Below are 16,916 nucleotides of genomic sequence, written 5' to 3'. Positions count from 1 at the left end.
GGAAAGACAATTACCGTAGTTCCCCTCTCACTGCGGGAGAGGGGAGTCGCACGACATCGAATTCAGAAGGGCTTTCAGGCGGCGGCGTAGGCGGCGGGGTGAGAATCCTTCGGGCGTTTCTTCCAGCCCAGGATGGAGGCTACATCTTCGTTGAGAACCATGTCTTCACCGGAGGGTACCGCGAAGACTTTGACACGGGAGTCGTCGGCGCTGATCAGCATCTCGGTGCCATTACGCAGCGCTTCGTTGTCGCGGTCGGGATCGATCTTGATGCCGAACTGCTCCATCCCCTGCAGGGCCATGCCCCTGACCGGCCAGTCCTCCCAGCCGGGAGTGAAGGTGAAGACGATGGCGTCGGGTTTGCCGATCACGGCGAGGTAGCCGCCCAGGTATTTGCGAAGGCGATAGGCTTCCATGTCGAGCGCCAGCCGGCAGCGCTCGTCGCCGTGACGAGCCTCCTCGACGAGATCGCGCCTGCTCATCCGGCGTCCCGCGATGCCGATCACCCCGCTTTTCTGGTTCATGAAGAGGTCGAGTTCAGTGGCGGAGATGCCGGCCTCTCTCAACATGAAGGGGACGATACCGGCGTCGATGTCACCGCTGCGGTTGCCCATCATGACGCCTTCCAGCGGGGTAAGCCCCATGCTGGTGTCGACCGAGGTGCCGTTCTTTACCGCGCACAGGGAGACACCGTTGCCGGTATGTACGGTAACCATGTTCGCCTGATCGAGCGGTACGCCGGCCATGGCAGCGCCTCTTCTGGCCGCGTACAGGTGGGACTGGCCGTGGAAGCCGTAGCGGCGGATGCCATGTTTCTCGTACCACTCGTAGGGGAGCGGATAGACGAAGGCGCACTCCGGCATGGTCTGGTGGAAAGCGGTGTCGAAGATGGCGACCTGGGGCAGGTCGGAAAGCAATTCGCGGGCGGCGTGGATGCCGGCAAGGTTGGGATTGTTGTGCAGCGGGGCGAGATTCGCGACCTCTTTGATGGCAGCGATAACCTCATCGTCGATCAGGACCGACCGGGTGAATTTCTCCCCCCCGTGCACCACCCGGTGACCGACGGCGGAGATCCTGCCGATATCGGAAATGACGCCGAACCTGGGCGAAGTGAGGGTGGAAAGGATCAGCCTCAGCGCGTCCTTGTGGTCGGTGCATTCGGCGTCGAGGTGACGCGGTTCGCAACCGGGGACCTTGTGGGTGATGAACGAGTCGCCCACCACGACCCTCTCCACCTTCCCGTGCGCAAGAGAGGTGCGTCTTTCCCAGTCGAACAACTGGTATTGAATGGAAAACCTGCGGCAGTTGAGAGTAAGGATAAGCATCTGGCAAACCCCGGAATTGAGCTGTAAGCAAGTTACCACGCAAAACTCGAAACTGCAAATAGAACGTTCGTTTGACGCGGCGAGACATCCCTTGGCAGCCTTGTCCGACAGGGCTGACAGGTCTGACTGGTCTGACGAAGATTTGAAATAGCAACAGGCTTTTTTGCCCAAGACACCGCATGCTTGATGTGGTATGTTTCTACCATTTTCCACCCGGGGCGGAGTGCTGATGGCTTTGAAAATCTACACCAGCAATAGCATGGAACGATTGGTGGATGGCCTGGAGAAGGTCGTCCGCGCACCGCGCACCGCCCCTTTCACCCCCTTCAGCAAGGAAGTCATCGTCGTCCAGAGCAAGGGGATGCAGCGCTGGCTCTCCATGGAGCTTGCCTCGCGCATCGGCGTCTGGGCCAACTGCGAATTCCCCTTTCCCAACAACATCGTCGAGACCATCTTCTCGCACGTCCTTCCCGACTGCCCTGCGGAAAACTCCTTCTTCAAGCCGGAGGTGATGACCTGGAAGCTGATGGAGTTGCTGCAGGCGGTCTCTGCGCGCCCCGGTTTCTCCGAGATCGCCGGCTACCTGGTGGACGACCGCGACGGCCTGAAAAGGATGCAGCTCGCCCAACGGATCGCGGACACCTTCGACCGGTATACCGTCTATCGGCCGGAGCTGGTGCTCTCCTGGGAACGGGGCGAGGGTACCGACTGGCAGGCGCAACTTTGGCGCGAGCTGGTCTCTGGCATAGAGCAAAAGCACCGCGCCCGGCTGCTGGCCGAGTTCCGCGGCGCTGTCGCCTCGGCCAACCTCCACCAGCACCCCCGCATCTCGGTGATCGGCATCCCGACGCTGCCGCCGTTCCACCTGGAGGTGCTGACCCGGGTTGCTGAGAAGATCGAGGTGAACCTGTTCCTCCTGAACCCGTGCCGCGAATACTGGGGACAGATCTTTTCCGAGCGGGAGATCGCCAAGCTCGAAAAGCGCGGTTTGGGGCCGGAGGAGTGGTTCGAGACCGGCAACCCGCTGCTTGCCTCCTGGGGAAAGCTGGGCAGGGATTTCTTCGAATCTATCATCGACAACTGCGGGGAGTGCGACCGGGACGACACCTTCCTGGACCTCCCGGCCGATTCCCTCTTGCACGCCATCCAGGGCGACGTCCTGGACCTGCGCGGGACTCACACGTGGGGGCGCCAGGTCCCCGCTGACGACCGCTCCGTACTGGTGCACTCCTGCCACTCGCCGATGCGCGAGGTGGAAGTGCTCTACGACACCCTCCTTGCCGCCTTCCAGGCCGATCCCGCCCTGTCGCCTCGCGACGTGCTGGTGATGACCCCCGACATCGAGAAGTACGCCCCCTACATCTCCGCGGTCTTCGACACGCCGGAAGAGGGAGGGGAGCGGATCCCGTACTCGATCGCCGACCGCAGCCTCAAGTGCGAAGGGGAGGCCGCCCGGGCGCTCCTCGCCATCCTGCACCTGTGCGGTGGCAGGTACGGCGTCTCCACGGTGCTGGACGTCCTGGAGACTCCGCCGGTGGCCAGGCGCTTCGCCATGAGCGACGAGGACCTGGAGACCGTGCGCGACTGGCTACGCCTCTCCAATGTCCGCTGGGGCATCGATGCCCAGCAGCGCGCCGAGCAGGGTGTGCCGCAGTTTGGGGACAACACTTGGCAGGCGGGGATCGACCGGCTCCTGCTGGGCTATGCCATCAACGGCGAGGGGCACTCATTCTTCAATGGCATCCTCCCCTTCGACGACATGGAGGGGGGAGCCGTCCTCGTGCTGGGACGCTTCCTATCCTTTTGCGAAAAGCTCTTCTCGCGCACCCGCGCGCTCGCGAAGCCGCGGGGGACGGCCGCCTGGGTGGAGACGATCCGGGAACTGCTCTCCGATTTCATCCAGGCAGACCAGGACGGCGAGCGGGAACTGCACTCGCTGACCGAACTGGCAGGCAAGCTGGGGGAATGCGGAGAGCTGGGCGGCTTCACCGGTGGGGTCGGCATCGAGGTGGTGCGCTACTGGCTGGAGACGCGCCTTGGCCAGTCGGAGCGCGGCTTCGGCTTCCTGACCGGCGGGGTCACCTTCTGCGCCATGCTCCCCATGCGCAGCATCCCGTTTTCGGTGGTGGCGCTGATCGGCATGGACGACGGCGCCTTCCCGCGCCGCAACCGTCCCCAGGGATTCGACCTGATCGCCCGAGAACCGCGCCGCGGCGACCGCTCACAGCGGGACGAGGACCGCTACCTCTTCCTCGAGGCGCTGCTGTCGGCGAGAAGGAGGCTGCACATAAGCTACGTAGGCCAGAGCCTCAAGGACAACAGCGAGATGCCTCCCAGCGTGCTGGTGAGCGAGCTTGTCGAGTATGCGGGGATCAACTTCACTCGCCCGGACGGCACCCCCTGCTCCTTGGCGGTCCGTCACCCGCTGCAGCCGTTCAGCCCGAAGTACTTCCGCGATGACCCGAGGTCCTCCCGCGACGGCCAGCTCATCTTCAGCTATTCCAGGCAGAATTTCAGGGGGGCGGTGGCGAAGCTCACGCCGCAGCTGTTGCCGGGCCCCTTCATGACCACCCCGCTTGTCTATCCCGATGACGATTCCACCGTGACGCTGAAGGCGCTGATCGATTTCCTGTGCAGCCCGGCCAAGGAACTGCTGCGTCGCCGCTTAGAAGTGAGGATAGAGCAGGGGGTGGAGCCGCTGGATGAGTGCGAGCCGTTCTGCCTGCCGACACTGGTGAAGTACAACCTGGAGCAGGAGATCGTGGCCGCCGTCCTGCGGGGGGAGGAGCTCTCCGCACCCTTCGCCGTTGCACGCGGCCGTGGCGACCTGCCGCCGGGAGAGTGCGGTGCGGCGCTGTTCGATCAGTTGAGCGAACCGGCAGCCGAATTCGCGGCCGAGGTCGCCAAACTCTCCGCCGGTGAGCCACTGGCACCGCTGGACGTCGACATCAAGCTGCCGAGCGGCAGGATCATCGGACGGATCGGGTCGATCAGATCGGACCGCATGGTGCTCTACCGGTACACGAAGATGAAGGCGAAGGATCAGTTGAGGCTCTGGGTGGAGCATCTGGCGCTCAACTGCATGAATGCCGCTGGCTACCCGCGCTCCTCCACCTTCCTGGCGGCGGACGCGGCGATCAACCTGTCACCGGTGGAGGAGTGCTGCGAGTTGCTGGATCAACTCCTCGCCCTCTACCGGCAGGGGATGGGATATCCGGTCAAGTTCTTCCCGGAGACCTCGCTCGAGTACGCGAAGAAGGCGCGCGATCCGAAAAAGGCATTCAGGGCGCTCAGCGATGCCAGGAGCAAATGGTATGGCAGCGACTTTTACCCCGGTGAGTGCCGGGACGACCACTGTCGGCGCCTGTTCGGCGAGGACGAGCCGCTGGATGCGGAGTTCGTGGAGACGGCGCTGGCGGTCTGGGGGCCGCTGCTGGATCGGCAGAGCGGGAGATAGTGGGGAATAGACAGGGAAAATGAAGAAATTCGACCTCCTACATACGCCGCTGGCGGGGCGAAACCTGATCGAGGCGAGCGCCGGGACCGGGAAGACCTTCACCATCGCGGGGATCTTCCTGCGCCTCGTGCTGGAGCTGCGCCTGGACGTCTCCAAGATCCTGGTGGTCACCTTTACCGAGGCCGCCACGAAGGAACTGAAGGAGAGGATCCGCAACCGCCTGCGCGACGCCGAAGAGGCCTTCCTGCGCGGGGAGGGGAGCGACCCCCTGCTTTCGGGCATCCTCCAGAAGGTCGAGGACCACGCGGAGGCCAAGCGCCTGCTCACCAGCGCCCTCCGCTCCTTCGATGAAGCGGCCATCTTCACCATCCACGGTTTCTGCCAACGCACTCTGCAGGAGAACCCTTTCGAGAGCGGCTCGCTGTGCGATACGGAATTGCTGACCGACCAGGGGACCATCCTCAGGGAAATCGCCCAGGACTACTGGCGCATCAACTGCTACAACGCTCCCCGGCACCGGGTGGCCGCCGCCAATGATGCCGGTATCTCGCCCGGCTCGCTGCTCGCGATGGCCAGGAAGATCTGCGGCGATCCCTTCGCCGGTGTGCTGCCCGACCCGCCGAAGCAGACCGAGGAGATAGAGGATTGGCTGCTCTCGCTGCGGCGGCGGTTCTTCGATTACCTGGCGGAGGAACTTCCCAAGCGCAAGAAGAGCCGCAACGTCCGCTCCTTCGACGACCTGCTCCTCGACCTGCACGCGGCGCTGTCTCGCAAGGGATCGACCCTGCCGCGCCTGATCGCTGACCGTTACCAGGCGGCTCTGATCGATGAATTCCAGGATACCGATCCCACCCAGTTCGCCATCTTCGACGCCATCTATCCGCAGGACCATCCGGCGCCCTTTTTCCTGATCGGCGATCCCAAGCAGGCGATCTACAGTTTCCGCGGTGCCGACATCTTTGCCTACATGGGGGCCGCCAAGGAAACCCCCGCGAAGCACACTCTGCTGGAGAACTGGCGCTCCGATCCCCCCCTGATCAAGGCGGTGAACAGCATCTTCAAGTTCAAGGAGCTGCCCTTCGTCTTCGAGGACATCCCCTTCTCTCCCGTTCAGGCGGCCCAGAAGGAGCGCAAGCTGTTGACGGAAGACAGTCTCACCTCGGCCCCGCTCAAGCTCTGGTTCACCCCGCGAAAGGACCCTGGCAAGCCGATCAACAAAGGGGACGCTTGGGAGATCCTGCCTGAGTCGGTTGCCTCCGAAATCTGCCGGCTACTCAGAAAGGGCGCTGCTGGTACGCTGACCGCCGGTGAGAAGGCGATTCAACCGGGCGACATCGCCGTGCTGGTGCGGGCCAATCGCCAGGCCAGGCTCATGCAGCGCGCCCTGACCCGCCGGGGGATTCCGAGCGTGCTCTGCAGTGCCGGCAACCTGTTCGAGGCCGAGGAAGCGGCTGAGCTGCTGCGGATACTTTCGGCGGTTGCGGAGCCGGCGCACGAGGCGCTCCTGCGCGGGGCGCTGGCCACCGATCTGATGGGGGTGTCCGGGGACGACCTGGCGGCACTGATGGCCGATGAGAATGGCTGGGAGCAGGTGTTGGAGGAGTTCCGGAGCTATCACGAGATCTGGAGCGGCAACGGCTGCATGGCCATGGCGCTTCGTTTCATGGAGCGCCGCTTCGTCCGGGAGAGGCTGCTGTCGGCCCCAATGGGTGAGCGCCGCCTGACCAACCTGCTGCACCTGATCGAGACCCTGCACCAGGCCCAGGTGGAAGGACGGCTGGGGATGGAGGGGGTGATCTCCTGGCTGGTCACCCGCATCACCGAGGAGCCCAAGCGGGAGGAGCACGAGATCCGGTTGGAGACGGACGAGGCCGCGGTGCAGCTGGTCACCATCCACAAGAGCAAGGGGCTCGAGTATCCCATCGTCTTCCTGCCGTTTTGCTGGTCGGAGTTCGGCGGCCGTGAAGAGGGGGCTCTTTTCCACGATGAGAACGGGCGGGTGGTGCTCGATATCGGCTCACCGCAACTCGGCGCCCACCGGGCGATGGCGCGGCGGGAAGCGTTGGCGGAAAATCTGCGGCTCCTTTACGTCGCCCTCACCCGTGGTAAGCATCGCACCTACCTGGTTTGGGGCGCCTTCAAGGACGCCGGCGATTCCGCCATGCATTACCTGCTGCACCGCCATGCCCAGCCGGCGAGGGGGCAGGTGGTGCTGAGCGACCAGGCGATGCTGTCGGAGCTTTCGGAGCTGGCCACCGAGTCGGGTGGGACCATCGAGGTGCTCGCGCTCCCGGATGCGGACCGGGAGACCTTCGTGGCGGCGTCCCAGGACCATTCAGAGCTTAAGTGCTGCCAGTTCAACGGCTCCATCGTTAAAGACTGGAGGGTCGCGAGCTTCACCTCTCTTGCCAGCCGGCATCACCAGGCGGCGGAGCTGCCGGACCGCGACGAAGGGCATGTCAGCGAACCGCAACCGGCCAGGGGCGCGGAGCCGACCGGCATCTTCGCTTTCCCTCGCGGAGCCAAGGCCGGTATCTTCCTGCACGAGATTTTCGAGAGGCATGACTTTACCGGCGACAAGCAATCCCTCGATCTCCTGGTCACCACGCTGCTCGGCAATCACGGCTTCGATGCGGAGTGGAAGGATGTTGTCTCGTCGATGGTCCACGACGTGCTGCGCGCGCCGCTCGGGGATGAATCGTTCACGCTGTCGCAGATCGGGATGGACCGGCGGCTGACCGAGCTGGAATTCTTCTTCCCGCTGGCGGCGGTGACCTCGGAGAGGTTGCGGGACGCGGTGGGGCTAGCGGGGATGCAACGTTTATCGGAGAATTTAGGGGAACGTAACCAACATCTTCAAGCTATTAACACCGTTCGCCCTGAGCCTGTCGAAGGGGCGCTTGTGAACGTCGGGGAAGGGGTGCTTCGACAAGCTCAGCACGAACGGCAACCGACCGAAAACCAGCTTAACACCACTAAAAACTGCATCGCTGATACCGACTTTTCCGAACTCTTCAGCCGACTCTCCTTCTCGCCGGTGCGTGGAATGCTGCGCGGCTTCATGGACCTGGTGGTGGAACACGGCGGTCGCTACTACATTCTGGACTGGAAGTCGAATCACCTCGGAAATTCGGTCGAGCATTACGACCGGAACGGGATGCGCAAGGAGATGGAGCAGAATTTTTATCAGCTCCAGTACCTCCTGTACACGGTGGCGCTCGACAACTATCTCAGACTTCGGATCCCGGACTACGACTATGACCGGCACTTCGGTGGGATCTTCTACGTTTTCCTGCGCGGGGTGGACGGAAATGGGAACGGAATCTTCGCCGACCGCCCGAGCAAGGAGCTGATCGGCGAATTGTCGAAGGTGCTGGTGGGGTGCAACTATGACTCCTGAAGGAGTTCAGCTAAACGACATCGACAGGCACTTCGCCGCCTTTATCTGCCGGCAGGCGGGGTGCGATGACGTCTATCTCGAGGCGGCAGCGGCGCTCTTAAGCATGGGAGTGGTGGCGGGTGATGTCTGTCTCGATCTCGCCCACGCGCTCAAGGACGGGGAAGCGGGCAGCTTCGGGATCAGGACGGTCGACGGCTGGGTGAAACGGCTTCGTTCATTTTCCGTGGTGGGAGCGCCGGGCGAATTCAAGCCGCTGATCCTGGACGATTCCTGCCGGCTCTACCTGCATCGCTACTGGCGTTACGAAGAGGAACTGTCCGCGGCCATCCTGGAAAGGGGCGCTCCGGCTAGCTTCGATCCTGAGCTGCTGAAGCTGGGGCTGGAACGCCTGTTCCCGCATCGGACGGGGGAAACGGATTGGCAGCGGGTCGCCGCTATCGCCGCCCTTACCCGGCGCTTTTGCGTCATCTCCGGCGGTCCCGGCACCGGGAAAACCTCGACGGTCGTCAAGGTGCTGGCTCTCCTTTTGGAGCAGCAGGGAGGCGACAGCTGCCGCATCGCGTTGGCCGCTCCGACCGGCAAGGCTGCCGCACGCCTCAAGGAATCGATGATGGCGGGGGTGGATTGCTCGGACGAGGTGCGGGCCCTGCTCCCGGACGACGTCTTCACCCTGCATCGGCTGCTGGGCTACCTGAAAGGATCCTGCAGTTTCCGCCACAATCGCGACAATCCCCTTCCTTACGACATCGTCATCGTTGACGAGGCGTCCATGGTTTCCCTCCCCCTGATGGCCAAACTGGTCGACGCCCTGCGCCACGACACCCGGCTCATCCTGCTGGGGGACCGCGATCAGCTGGCCTCCGTCGAGGCGGGAGCTGTGCTCGGTGATATCTGTAATTCCGGCGGCGCGGAGGGATTCTCTCCCGAGTTCGCGGCGCTCGCTCTCGGCCTTGCCGGCGATGCCCTGCCAATCCAGCGCTCGCACGATCCGCTGGGTGATGCGGTCGTCCTGCTGAAGAAGAGTTATCGTTTCTCCTCCACGAGCGGGATCGGCACCGTCGGCGCCCTGGTCAACGCCGGCGATGGCCCGGCCGCCCTTTCCGCCTTCGAGGACCACAATTATCCCGACATTTCCCTTTCGAAGACTCCCAGCCCGGACGGCCTCCCGGAAGTCTTGGCGGGCAGGATGCTGGCGGGATATGAAGCGTATCTGAAAGCGGGATCTCCCAAGGAAGCCTTCGACCGGTTCGGGCAGTTCCGCATACTCTGTGCCATGCGGGGAGGACCCTTCGGGGTGGAGGCGGTCAACCTCTTGGTCCGGGAGAGGCTGTCGAAAGCGGGGCTGATTGACCCGGCCGGGCGCTGGTATGCAGGCGAGCCGGTGATGATCACCTGCAACGATTACAACATTGGCCTCTTCAACGGCGACGTCGGACTGATCCTGCCCGATCCCGAATCCGGCAACGAGCTGCGCGCGTTCTTCCCAACCGGAACGGGGCAGATGCGCAAGGTGCTCCCGCTCAGGCTTCCCGAGCACGAGAGCGCCTTCGCCATGACCGTCCATAAAAGCCAGGGCTCCGAGTTCGACGACGTGCTGCTCATCCTGCCCGACCGCGACGTCCCGGTGCTGACCCGCGAGCTGATCTACACCGCCATCACCAGGGCCAAGAAGAGGGTGGCGGTGCTCGGTTCGGAGGAACTTTTCCTGACCGCCGTGCATCGGCGCATAATGAGGAGGTCTGGACTGCGCGAGCGTCTGTGGCAGCACGAAAAGCCGGAGCCGCAGGCCGCGCACAAGGAACCGCGCAAGCCCGCCGGACAGCCGGCAGCAGGCAAGGGAATTCAGCTGGAACTCTTCTGATGGTCGGGGGGAGTGTCGGACAGGTCTGACCGGTCCGACCTGTCCGGCCAGATGTGAGAAATTAATCGAAAAAAGGACGATCACAATGAAAGTGAACGTGAACGATATGGAGCTTGCCTACGATGATTCCGGGGCAGGAGAACCGGTCATTCTCATCCACGGTTTCCCGCTCAACCGGCAGATGTGGCAGCCGCAGGTCACAGCGATTGCCAGCGCCGGCTACCGCATCATCACCCCGGACCTGCGCGGGTTCGGGGGGAGCGAGACTCCCTCGGCACCGTACAGCCTCGACCTCTTCGCCGATGACATCGTCGCCCTGATGGATACGCTGAACCTCGAGCAGGCGGTGGTGGGTGGCATGTCGATGGGTGGCTACATCCTGTTGAACATGCTGGAGCGCTACCCCGACCGGGTGCGCGCCGCCTGTTTCATCGCCACCAAGAGTTCCGCCGACGATGAGGCCGGACGCCAGAGGAGAACCGCGATGGCCAACGAGGCCGAGCGGCTGGGTGCCAACCCGATCATCAAGATCTTCGCGGAGCTGCTCTTCGCGCCGGACACCATCCACTCCCACCCCGAACTGATCGCCAGGGTCACCTCCTGGATGCGCGATACCAATCCCAAGGCTCTGGCCGGAGGACTGCTGGCCATGCGGGACAGGAAGGATTACACTCCACTGCTTCCCGCCTTCAAGCAACCCTCGCTGGTGATCGCCGGCGCCGAGGACCGCGCGGCTTCTCCAAACGCGGTCGAGCTGTTCACCTTGGGGCTTGCCGACTGCCGCAGCGTGGTCATCGAAAAGGCGGGGCACATGGTCAATATGGAGCAGCCGGCAGCCTTCAACGCCGCCCTGATCGAGTTCCTCCAAGGGGTAACCTCGTGATGATGACCTCCCCCCCGGAGTCCAAATGAGCCAGCAATTGTTCCAGTTCGCTATCCTGCTGTTATCTGCAGCCACCCTCGCCGTGGCGTTTCTGTGCTACCTCAACGTCAGGCGCCGCTCGTCAGTGGAGGGGCGCTTCGACCAGTTGGAGAAGGGGCTTGAGCGGCTGGAGCGGATGTTCCAGGCCGAGCTGGGGAGAAACAGGGAGGAACTCTCCGGGGGTCTCAGACAGTTCGGCGAAACGGTGCAGCGGAGGATGGTGGAGATAGCGACCCTGCAGAAGGGGCAGCTGGACGGCTTCTCGCAGCAGTTGGGGACCCTGACCGTGAGCAACGAGCAGCGCCTGGAAAGACTGCGCGAGACGGTAGATGAGCGCCTCAAGTGGCTGCAGGAGGACAATTCCAAGAAGCTCGACCAGATGCGGGCGACGGTTGACGAGAAGCTGCACGAGACTCTGGAGAAGAGGCTCGGCGAATCGTTCAAGCAGGTAAGTGGCCAGCTGGAGCAAGTTCACAAGGGGCTGGGCGAGATGCAATCGCTGGCGGCGGGGGTGGGTGATCTGAAAAAGGTCCTCTCCAACGTGAAGACGCGCGGGACGCTGGGCGAGGTTCAGCTGCACAACCTGCTGGAGCAGATCATGACGCCGGACCAGTACAGCGAGAACGTGGCGACCAAGCCGGGGAGCGACGCCCGCGTGGAGTTCGCCATTCGGCTACCGGGGCAGGAAGAGAGGCCGCTCTGGCTGCCGATCGACGCCAAGTTTCCGCAGGAGGATTACCTGCGGCTGGTGGAGGCCCAGGAACTGGGGAACCAGGGGGCGGTCGCCGACGCGACGAGGCAGCTGGAAAAGACCGTGGCCGGCATGGCGAAGCTCATCTGCGACAAGTACATCTCTCCCCCCGAAACCACCGATTTTGCCGTTATGTTCCTGGCCAACGAGGGGAGCTACGCCACCGTGCTGAGCCGCCCCGGCCTCTTCGATACCATCCTGCGCGAGCACAAGGTGATCGTGGCCGGCCCCACCACGCTCGCCGCGCTCCTCTCCTCGCTCAGCCTCGGCTTCCGGACCCTCACCATCGAGAAGCGAAGCAGCGAGGTCTGGCGGTTGCTCGGCGCCATCAAGACCGAGTTCCTCACCTTCGGCACCCTGCTGGACAAGACAAGGAAAAAGCTGGACGAGGCCTCCTCCAGCATCGACCGGGCCTCCACGCAAACCCGCCGGATGCAGAAGAAGATGCAGGGGATCGAACAGCTGCCGGAGCGGGAGTCCAAATGCCTGCTGGACCTGGAGACGGTGACGCCGATGGCATCGGAGGTGGAGGAGCTTGAGGTGGAAGAACTTTTCTTGCTGGAGGATGGAAAATGAAAGGGGGATCCACCGTTGCTGCCCAGGTGAATCCCCCCGCCCTCTCTGTTTAACGTGGCGTTTCTGCTGGAGCCCCGTTAGCAAGGTATCTGTTTACTTGATCTGGCCTCGTATCTCGCCATCGGGATTGGCATCGGTGTGAACGTTGACGTAGGCGCCCCCGGACTTCATCAGTTTGAACAGGTCGTCCATTTTGCCCTTGTAGTCGCCCATCAGGTCGTCCGCGCCGATTTTCCCTTTAGCGAGAGTACCACTGAATTTCCCAGCCTTCTTCCCGCTGAAAAGTGTGGCAACCGGCGGCCCGTCTTCGCCTTTCTTGCCAATGTGGATGTGTGCTGCGTTGGCATCCACGATGTTTTTGACATGCACCTCGTACTTGATCTTGGTGTTATGATCATCCATTTCGAACTCGGCCTTCCCTGAAGCTTTGGATTCCGGAGCTTTGGTCTCTTCCTTCGGAGTAAGTTTCGCCTTGAAGTGGTGCTCAAAGGCATAGACGGTAGAGACACCCAGGAACGCCGCCAGTATGATGACCAGCAACAGTTTGATCCTTCCCATAACTCCTCCTTCCTGAGTTGTTTGTCTAACGTGGCCCAGCGTTATTATAACACCGCCATCCTGTACGGAGACACTACTAACTGTGGATGGGAATTATGCCAGTCATGGCCGGCCCCCCTCTTCTGCAGGGGCTGATCTGCCTCACTCGACCTCGGCAATCGGCTGACCCGGTTTCACCGCCTCCCCGACCGCGACCATGATCCTGGCGACCCTTCCGGACCTGTGGGCGGTGATGTTGGTCTCCATCTTCATCGCCTCCAGGATCACCAGCAGGTCGTTGACCTCCAGGTGCTGTCCAACCTGCGCGACGATCTTGAACACCACCCCGGCGATGGGGCTGTGGCAGATCTTGTCGTCGGGGTCGCCGGCCTGCGGTGAGGGGGGCAGCACGGCCGTTACCGGTGCCACTGGTTGTGGCGGGAGGGGCATGGCCGGCGGGGAGAGGGTAGCGCCCTGTCGGACCTCCTCCCCCTCTTCCACCTCGACATCCACCAGGTACTTCTTGCCGTCGATGGTCAAAGTAAGCTGCACGGTAGATCTCCTTTTGCGAAAGGTGGTACTGCTCACCTTTTTTTATTCCCCTCGCCCTCCGGGACAAGGGTGCCCGAAGGGCGGGTGAGGGAGGCCTCGCTACTACGAAATGGTCGGTTGACCTATCATCGCAATAGAGGACACGTTAGAAACCCTTATGCCGCCATCTTCAACTCCCGCTGTTCGAACTCCTCGGGGGAGCAGTAGCCGATGGCGGAGTGTAGCCTCTTGCGATTGTAAAAGCCTTCGATGTAGCAAAAGATCCGGCTCTGTGCCTGCTGCCGGGTTTTGAAGGAGCAGTGGTAGACCAGCTCTCTCTTCAGCGTTGAGAAGAACGTCTCAGTGACAGCATTGTCGTAGCAGCAACCGGTGCCACTCATGCTTTGTATCCCACCGGTTTTGCTTACGATGGTGCCGAATCGCTTGCTGCAGTACTGTGACCCACGGTCGCTGTGGAAGAGAAAGCCAGCCGCCGGCCGCCGCTTCACTGTTGCGTTGGTAAAGGCAGCTACCACTAGATCATCGGTCATGCGGTCGCTCATGCTCCAACCAATGATCCGGCGGGAGAAGAGATCCAGTACGACTGCCAGGTACAACCAGCCCTGAGCAGTCTCGATGTAAGTGATGTCACCCGTCCAGACCCGATTGGGGGCTGGTGCGGCGAACTCACGCTGGACAAGGTTTGGCGCTACAGGGCGTTTGTGATCTGAGTTGGTGGTGACTTTGAATCGCCGTCTCGTCTTTACTCGCAGATCGTTGTCACGCATCAGGCGCCAGACGCGGTTCTTTCCGACGCGCTTTTGTTGCTTCCGCAGCTCCTGGACTATTCGTGCTGCACCATACGTCGCGTCGCTATCTTTGAAGGCCTTTTTGATGGCCGGTAACAGTACTTGGTCTTCACGCTGCCGCTTGGTTACCCTGCCGGCTGCGTTGGCGTTATACCAACTCCGAGTCACTCCAAGAACTCGGCACATCTCCTGGACTCCGAATTCGGAGCGGTGCTCGGTTATGAATCCGAATATCGATCCGGATCCGTTGAGAAGATGGCCACTGCTTTTTTTAAGATGTCACGCTCTCGACGTAGTTTCTCAACCTCTTTGCGGAGCTGTTTCAGTTCTGCCTCAGTTGAACGCTGAGCGACAACTGCGGGGTCTTGCTGGTCACGGTGCTTCTGCACCCATCCTTTGAGAACACCATGAGTGATCCCGAGGCTACTCTCGACCTCACGAATGCTGCGGTTCTCTTCAACCACCAGCTTGACTGCTTCTCGTTTGAACTCTGAATCGTACTTGCGATTCGCTCTCATGACACACCCTCCTGGTCCGTTAGGATATATGGTGTGTCCTCAAAAGTGAAGATAGCTCAGGTAGTGCCGGCTTCCATCACCCCCGGTCCCTCTCCCGGGGGGCGAGGGGAGTACAGGCGAGTTATTTTCTCAGGTTGTGCGAGGATTGGAGCACCACCCGGCTCGACTGCCCCCAGGCGTTAGCCTGTGGGTCGAGGAAGCGGGCCCGCCTGATGCGCACCGTCTTGCCGAGATAGGCGGCGATGGAGGCCGACATCACCAGCAGCAGTTCCGGCGTGATCCCGGCTCCTTCTTTGGGTGTATTGTCCATGGAGGACCTCTCTCAGAGCCTCTCAGAGCGGGATCAGCCCGTGCTTCTTCATGGGCCTGAACTCCCGCTTGGTGTGAAGGATATCGAGCGTCATGGCCAGGTGCCTCCTGGTTTCGGCGGGCTCGATGATGTCGTCGACCTCCCGGCGCGCCGCCGCCGCGTAAGGGGTGGCGAAGGTGGACTGGTAGGCCTCGATCAGCTCATCCCGCTTTTTCTGCGGATCTTCCGCCTCGGCGATCTCCTTTCTGAAGATGACGTTAACCGCCCCTTGCGGCCCCATGACGGCGATCTCGGCGGTCGGCCAAGCAAGTACCCGGTCGGCTCCCAGTTCCTTCCCGCACATGGCGAGGAAGCCGCCGCCGTAGGCCTTGCGCAGGATGACGGTCACCTTGGGCACCGTGGCGGCCGAATAGGCAAAGAGCATCTTGGCGCCGTGGCGGATGATGCCGCCGTACTCCTGCTGCACCCCGGGAAGGAAACCGGGTACGTCGACCAGGGTGACCAGCGGGATGTTGAAGGCGTTGCAAAACCTGACGAAGCGTGCCCCCTTGTCGGAGGCGTCGATGTCGAGGGCGCCCGCCAGCACGGAGGGCTGGTTGGCAACGATCCCCACGCTGCGCCCCAGGATGCGCCCGAAGCCGATCACCAGGTTGGGTGCAAAAAGCGGCTGTACCTCCAGGAAGTCGCACGCGTCCACCAGTCGGCCGATGACCCCCCGTATGTCGTAGCCTTTTTTCGGCTCGACCGGCACCAGCTCGTTCAAGGATTTGTCCGGCAGGATCACGTCGTTCCATTCCAGCTGCGGCGGGTCTTCCAGGTTGTTGGAGGGTAGGAAAGAAAGGAGCTTCTTGCAGATCCTGACCGCGACCAGGTCGTTTTCCGCCAGGAAGTGGGCGACGCCTGCGTTGTTCATCTGCGCGTGCGGCCCTCCCAGTGCCTCCTGGCTGATCTCCTCGCCGGTTACCTCCTTGATCACCGAAGGGCCGGTGATGAACATCCTGGCGTTTGCGGTCTGGATGATGAAATCGGTGAGCGCCGGGCTGTAGGCTGCGCCCCCTGCGCACGGCCCGCAGATGAGGGAGATCTGCGGCACCACTCCGGAGAGCATGACGTTGTGGTAGAAGACCCTGCCGTAGCCGGCCAGCGAGTCGGTCCCTTCCTGGATGCGCGCCCCGCCGGAATCGTTCATGAAAAGGAAGGGGGTCCCTGTTTTCAGCGAGGACTCCATGGCCTGCACGATCTTCTCGCTGTGCACCTCGCCTGCCGCCCCGCCGGCGACGGTGAAGTCCTGGCTGGCGACGTGGACCGGCCGCCCCGCCACGGTCCCTGCCCCGGTAACCACCCCCTCGGCGGCGAGTTCCTTCCCCTCCATGCCGAAGTTGGTGCAGCGGTGCCGGGCGAAGATCCCCGTTTCCTGGAAGCTGTCCTTGTCCAGCAGGGTCTCGATCCTCTCGCGCGCCGTCAGGTTGCCGTGCGCGTGCTGGCGGTCGATCTTGGAGCGCCCGCCGCCCAGCATCAGCAGGTTCTTCCGGTCCTTCAGTTCCTGTACTTTCTCCTCCATGGTCATGACCGATTTCCTCCCTGACCCCATCCTCACCCTGTCCCTCCCCTTGAAGGGGAGGGGACCCTCAGCGGAAGGTCGTCGTGTCTCACGGTCTCCGCGTTCTTTGCAGGTCAGCGACATCTTCCAGCCACTCAAAACTCTCCCTCCCTTGAGGGGGAGGGGGCGATCAGCGGAAGGTCGTCCTGTTTTTACGGCCTTCGCGTTTGTTTGAAGATCATCAACCTCTTCCCTCCGCTCAAACTCTCCCTCCCCTTCAAGGGGAGGGCCGGGGTGAGGATGGGGTGCCCTAACTTTTCGCGTACGGTGCGACGGTGACCTTGTGCTGTTGTCCTTCCACGGTGACGGTGTAGGTGAC

At 62.4% G+C, this 16,916-nt stretch carries 12 protein-coding genes; 5 read left to right on the top strand and 7 right to left on the bottom strand.

Annotation, left to right across the window (positions count from 1 at the left end; all coding sequences use genetic code 11):
• Window positions 1-74: 74 nt before the first annotated feature.
• The gene (locus VJ604_RS10685) at window positions 75-1,325 is read right to left on the bottom strand and encodes an acetate kinase (RefSeq protein ID WP_324082342.1); all 1,251 of its coding nucleotides are present in this window, start codon (window positions 1,323-1,325) and stop codon (window positions 75-77) included.
• A gap of 229 nt (window positions 1,326-1,554) precedes the next feature.
• Here VJ604_RS10685 and recC point away from each other — a divergent pair, with 229 nt between their 5' ends.
• The 5 genes from recC (at window position 1,555) to VJ604_RS10660 (ending at window position 12,292) form a co-directional block, all read left to right on the top strand.
• Complete coding sequence (gene recC, locus VJ604_RS10680) at window positions 1,555-4,782, top strand: exodeoxyribonuclease V subunit gamma (RefSeq protein WP_324082341.1); 3,228 nt, start codon at window positions 1,555-1,557, stop codon at window positions 4,780-4,782.
• Between the two features lie 19 nt (window positions 4,783-4,801).
• Window positions 4,802-8,182, top strand: a complete 3,381-nt coding sequence (locus VJ604_RS10675; RefSeq protein ID WP_324082340.1) for a UvrD-helicase domain-containing protein — start codon at window positions 4,802-4,804, stop codon at window positions 8,180-8,182.
• The gene (gene recD, locus VJ604_RS10670) at window positions 8,172-10,043 is read left to right on the top strand and encodes an exodeoxyribonuclease V subunit alpha (protein ID WP_324082339.1); all 1,872 of its coding nucleotides are present in this window, start codon (window positions 8,172-8,174) and stop codon (window positions 10,041-10,043) included. Before VJ604_RS10675 ends, recD begins: the two co-directional genes overlap by 11 nt.
• 85 nt (window positions 10,044-10,128) lie before the next feature.
• Window positions 10,129-10,926, top strand: a complete 798-nt coding sequence (locus VJ604_RS10665) for an alpha/beta fold hydrolase (protein ID WP_324082338.1) — start codon at window positions 10,129-10,131, stop codon at window positions 10,924-10,926.
• Between the two features lie 25 nt (window positions 10,927-10,951).
• Window positions 10,952-12,292, top strand: coding sequence for a DNA recombination protein RmuC (locus tag VJ604_RS10660; RefSeq protein ID WP_324082337.1), 1,341 nt, complete (start codon window positions 10,952-10,954; stop codon window positions 12,290-12,292).
• Window positions 12,293-12,385: 93 nt separating this feature from the next.
• Here the strand turns inward: VJ604_RS10660 and VJ604_RS10655 are convergent, their stop codons facing one another.
• From VJ604_RS10655 to VJ604_RS10630, 6 genes are all read right to left on the bottom strand, one after another.
• Complete coding sequence (locus tag VJ604_RS10655; RefSeq protein WP_324082336.1) at window positions 12,386-12,850, bottom strand: CHRD domain-containing protein; 465 nt, start codon at window positions 12,848-12,850, stop codon at window positions 12,386-12,388.
• Between the two features lie 141 nt (window positions 12,851-12,991).
• Window positions 12,992-13,381: an acyl-CoA carboxylase biotin carboxyl carrier protein subunit gene (locus tag VJ604_RS10650; RefSeq protein ID WP_324082335.1), complete on the bottom strand. Its 390-nt coding sequence runs from the start codon at window positions 13,379-13,381 to the stop codon at window positions 12,992-12,994.
• Window positions 13,382-13,536: 155 nt separating this feature from the next.
• On the bottom strand, window positions 13,537-14,391 hold the full coding sequence (locus VJ604_RS10645) for an IS3 family transposase (RefSeq protein ID WP_324082356.1): 855 nt from the start codon (window positions 14,389-14,391) through the stop codon (window positions 13,537-13,539).
• Window positions 14,388-14,687 (bottom strand): transposase, encoded by a 300-nt coding sequence (locus tag VJ604_RS10640; RefSeq protein WP_324082334.1) that lies wholly within the window; start codon window positions 14,685-14,687, stop codon window positions 14,388-14,390. The genes VJ604_RS10645 and VJ604_RS10640 overlap by 4 nt, the downstream gene beginning before the upstream one ends.
• Before the next feature lie 121 nt (window positions 14,688-14,808).
• The gene (locus VJ604_RS10635) at window positions 14,809-14,997 is read right to left on the bottom strand and encodes a hypothetical protein (protein ID WP_324082333.1); all 189 of its coding nucleotides are present in this window, start codon (window positions 14,995-14,997) and stop codon (window positions 14,809-14,811) included.
• Window positions 14,998-15,019: 22 nt separating this feature from the next.
• The gene (locus VJ604_RS10630) at window positions 15,020-16,564 is read right to left on the bottom strand and encodes an acyl-CoA carboxylase subunit beta (RefSeq protein ID WP_324082332.1); all 1,545 of its coding nucleotides are present in this window, start codon (window positions 16,562-16,564) and stop codon (window positions 15,020-15,022) included.
• Window positions 16,565-16,916: the final 352 nt, after the last annotated feature.

It is taken from the genome of Geomonas sp. (assembly GCF_035254065.1).
Taxonomy (GTDB): domain Bacteria; phylum Desulfobacterota; class Desulfuromonadia; order Geobacterales; family Geobacteraceae; genus Geomonas.
The sequence above is the reverse complement of the archived record's forward strand: the minus strand, read 5'-3'. Positions and strand labels throughout refer to the sequence as shown.

What these genes read in the sequence shown, in the direction of transcription:
- VJ604_RS10685 (WP_324082342.1), bottom strand. Translation starts at nt 1,325, where the DNA reads ATGCTTATCCTTACTCTCAACTGCCGCAGGTTTTCCATTCAATACCAG.
- recC (WP_324082341.1), top strand. Translation starts at nt 1,555, where the DNA reads ATGGCTTTGAAAATCTACACCAGCAATAGCATGGAACGATTGGTGGAT.
- VJ604_RS10675 (WP_324082340.1), top strand. Translation starts at nt 4,802, where the DNA reads ATGAAGAAATTCGACCTCCTACATACGCCGCTGGCGGGGCGAAACCTG.
- recD (WP_324082339.1), top strand. Translation starts at nt 8,172, where the DNA reads ATGACTCCTGAAGGAGTTCAGCTAAACGACATCGACAGGCACTTCGCC.
- VJ604_RS10665 (WP_324082338.1), top strand. Translation starts at nt 10,129, where the DNA reads ATGAAAGTGAACGTGAACGATATGGAGCTTGCCTACGATGATTCCGGG.
- VJ604_RS10660 (WP_324082337.1), top strand. Translation starts at nt 10,952, where the DNA reads ATGAGCCAGCAATTGTTCCAGTTCGCTATCCTGCTGTTATCTGCAGCC.
- VJ604_RS10655 (WP_324082336.1), bottom strand. Translation starts at nt 12,850, where the DNA reads ATGGGAAGGATCAAACTGTTGCTGGTCATCATACTGGCGGCGTTCCTG.
- VJ604_RS10640 (WP_324082334.1), bottom strand. Translation starts at nt 14,687, where the DNA reads ATGAGAGCGAATCGCAAGTACGATTCAGAGTTCAAACGAGAAGCAGTC.
- VJ604_RS10635 (WP_324082333.1), bottom strand. Translation starts at nt 14,997, where the DNA reads ATGGACAATACACCCAAAGAAGGAGCCGGGATCACGCCGGAACTGCTG.
- VJ604_RS10630 (WP_324082332.1), bottom strand. Translation starts at nt 16,564, where the DNA reads ATGACCATGGAGGAGAAAGTACAGGAACTGAAGGACCGGAAGAACCTG.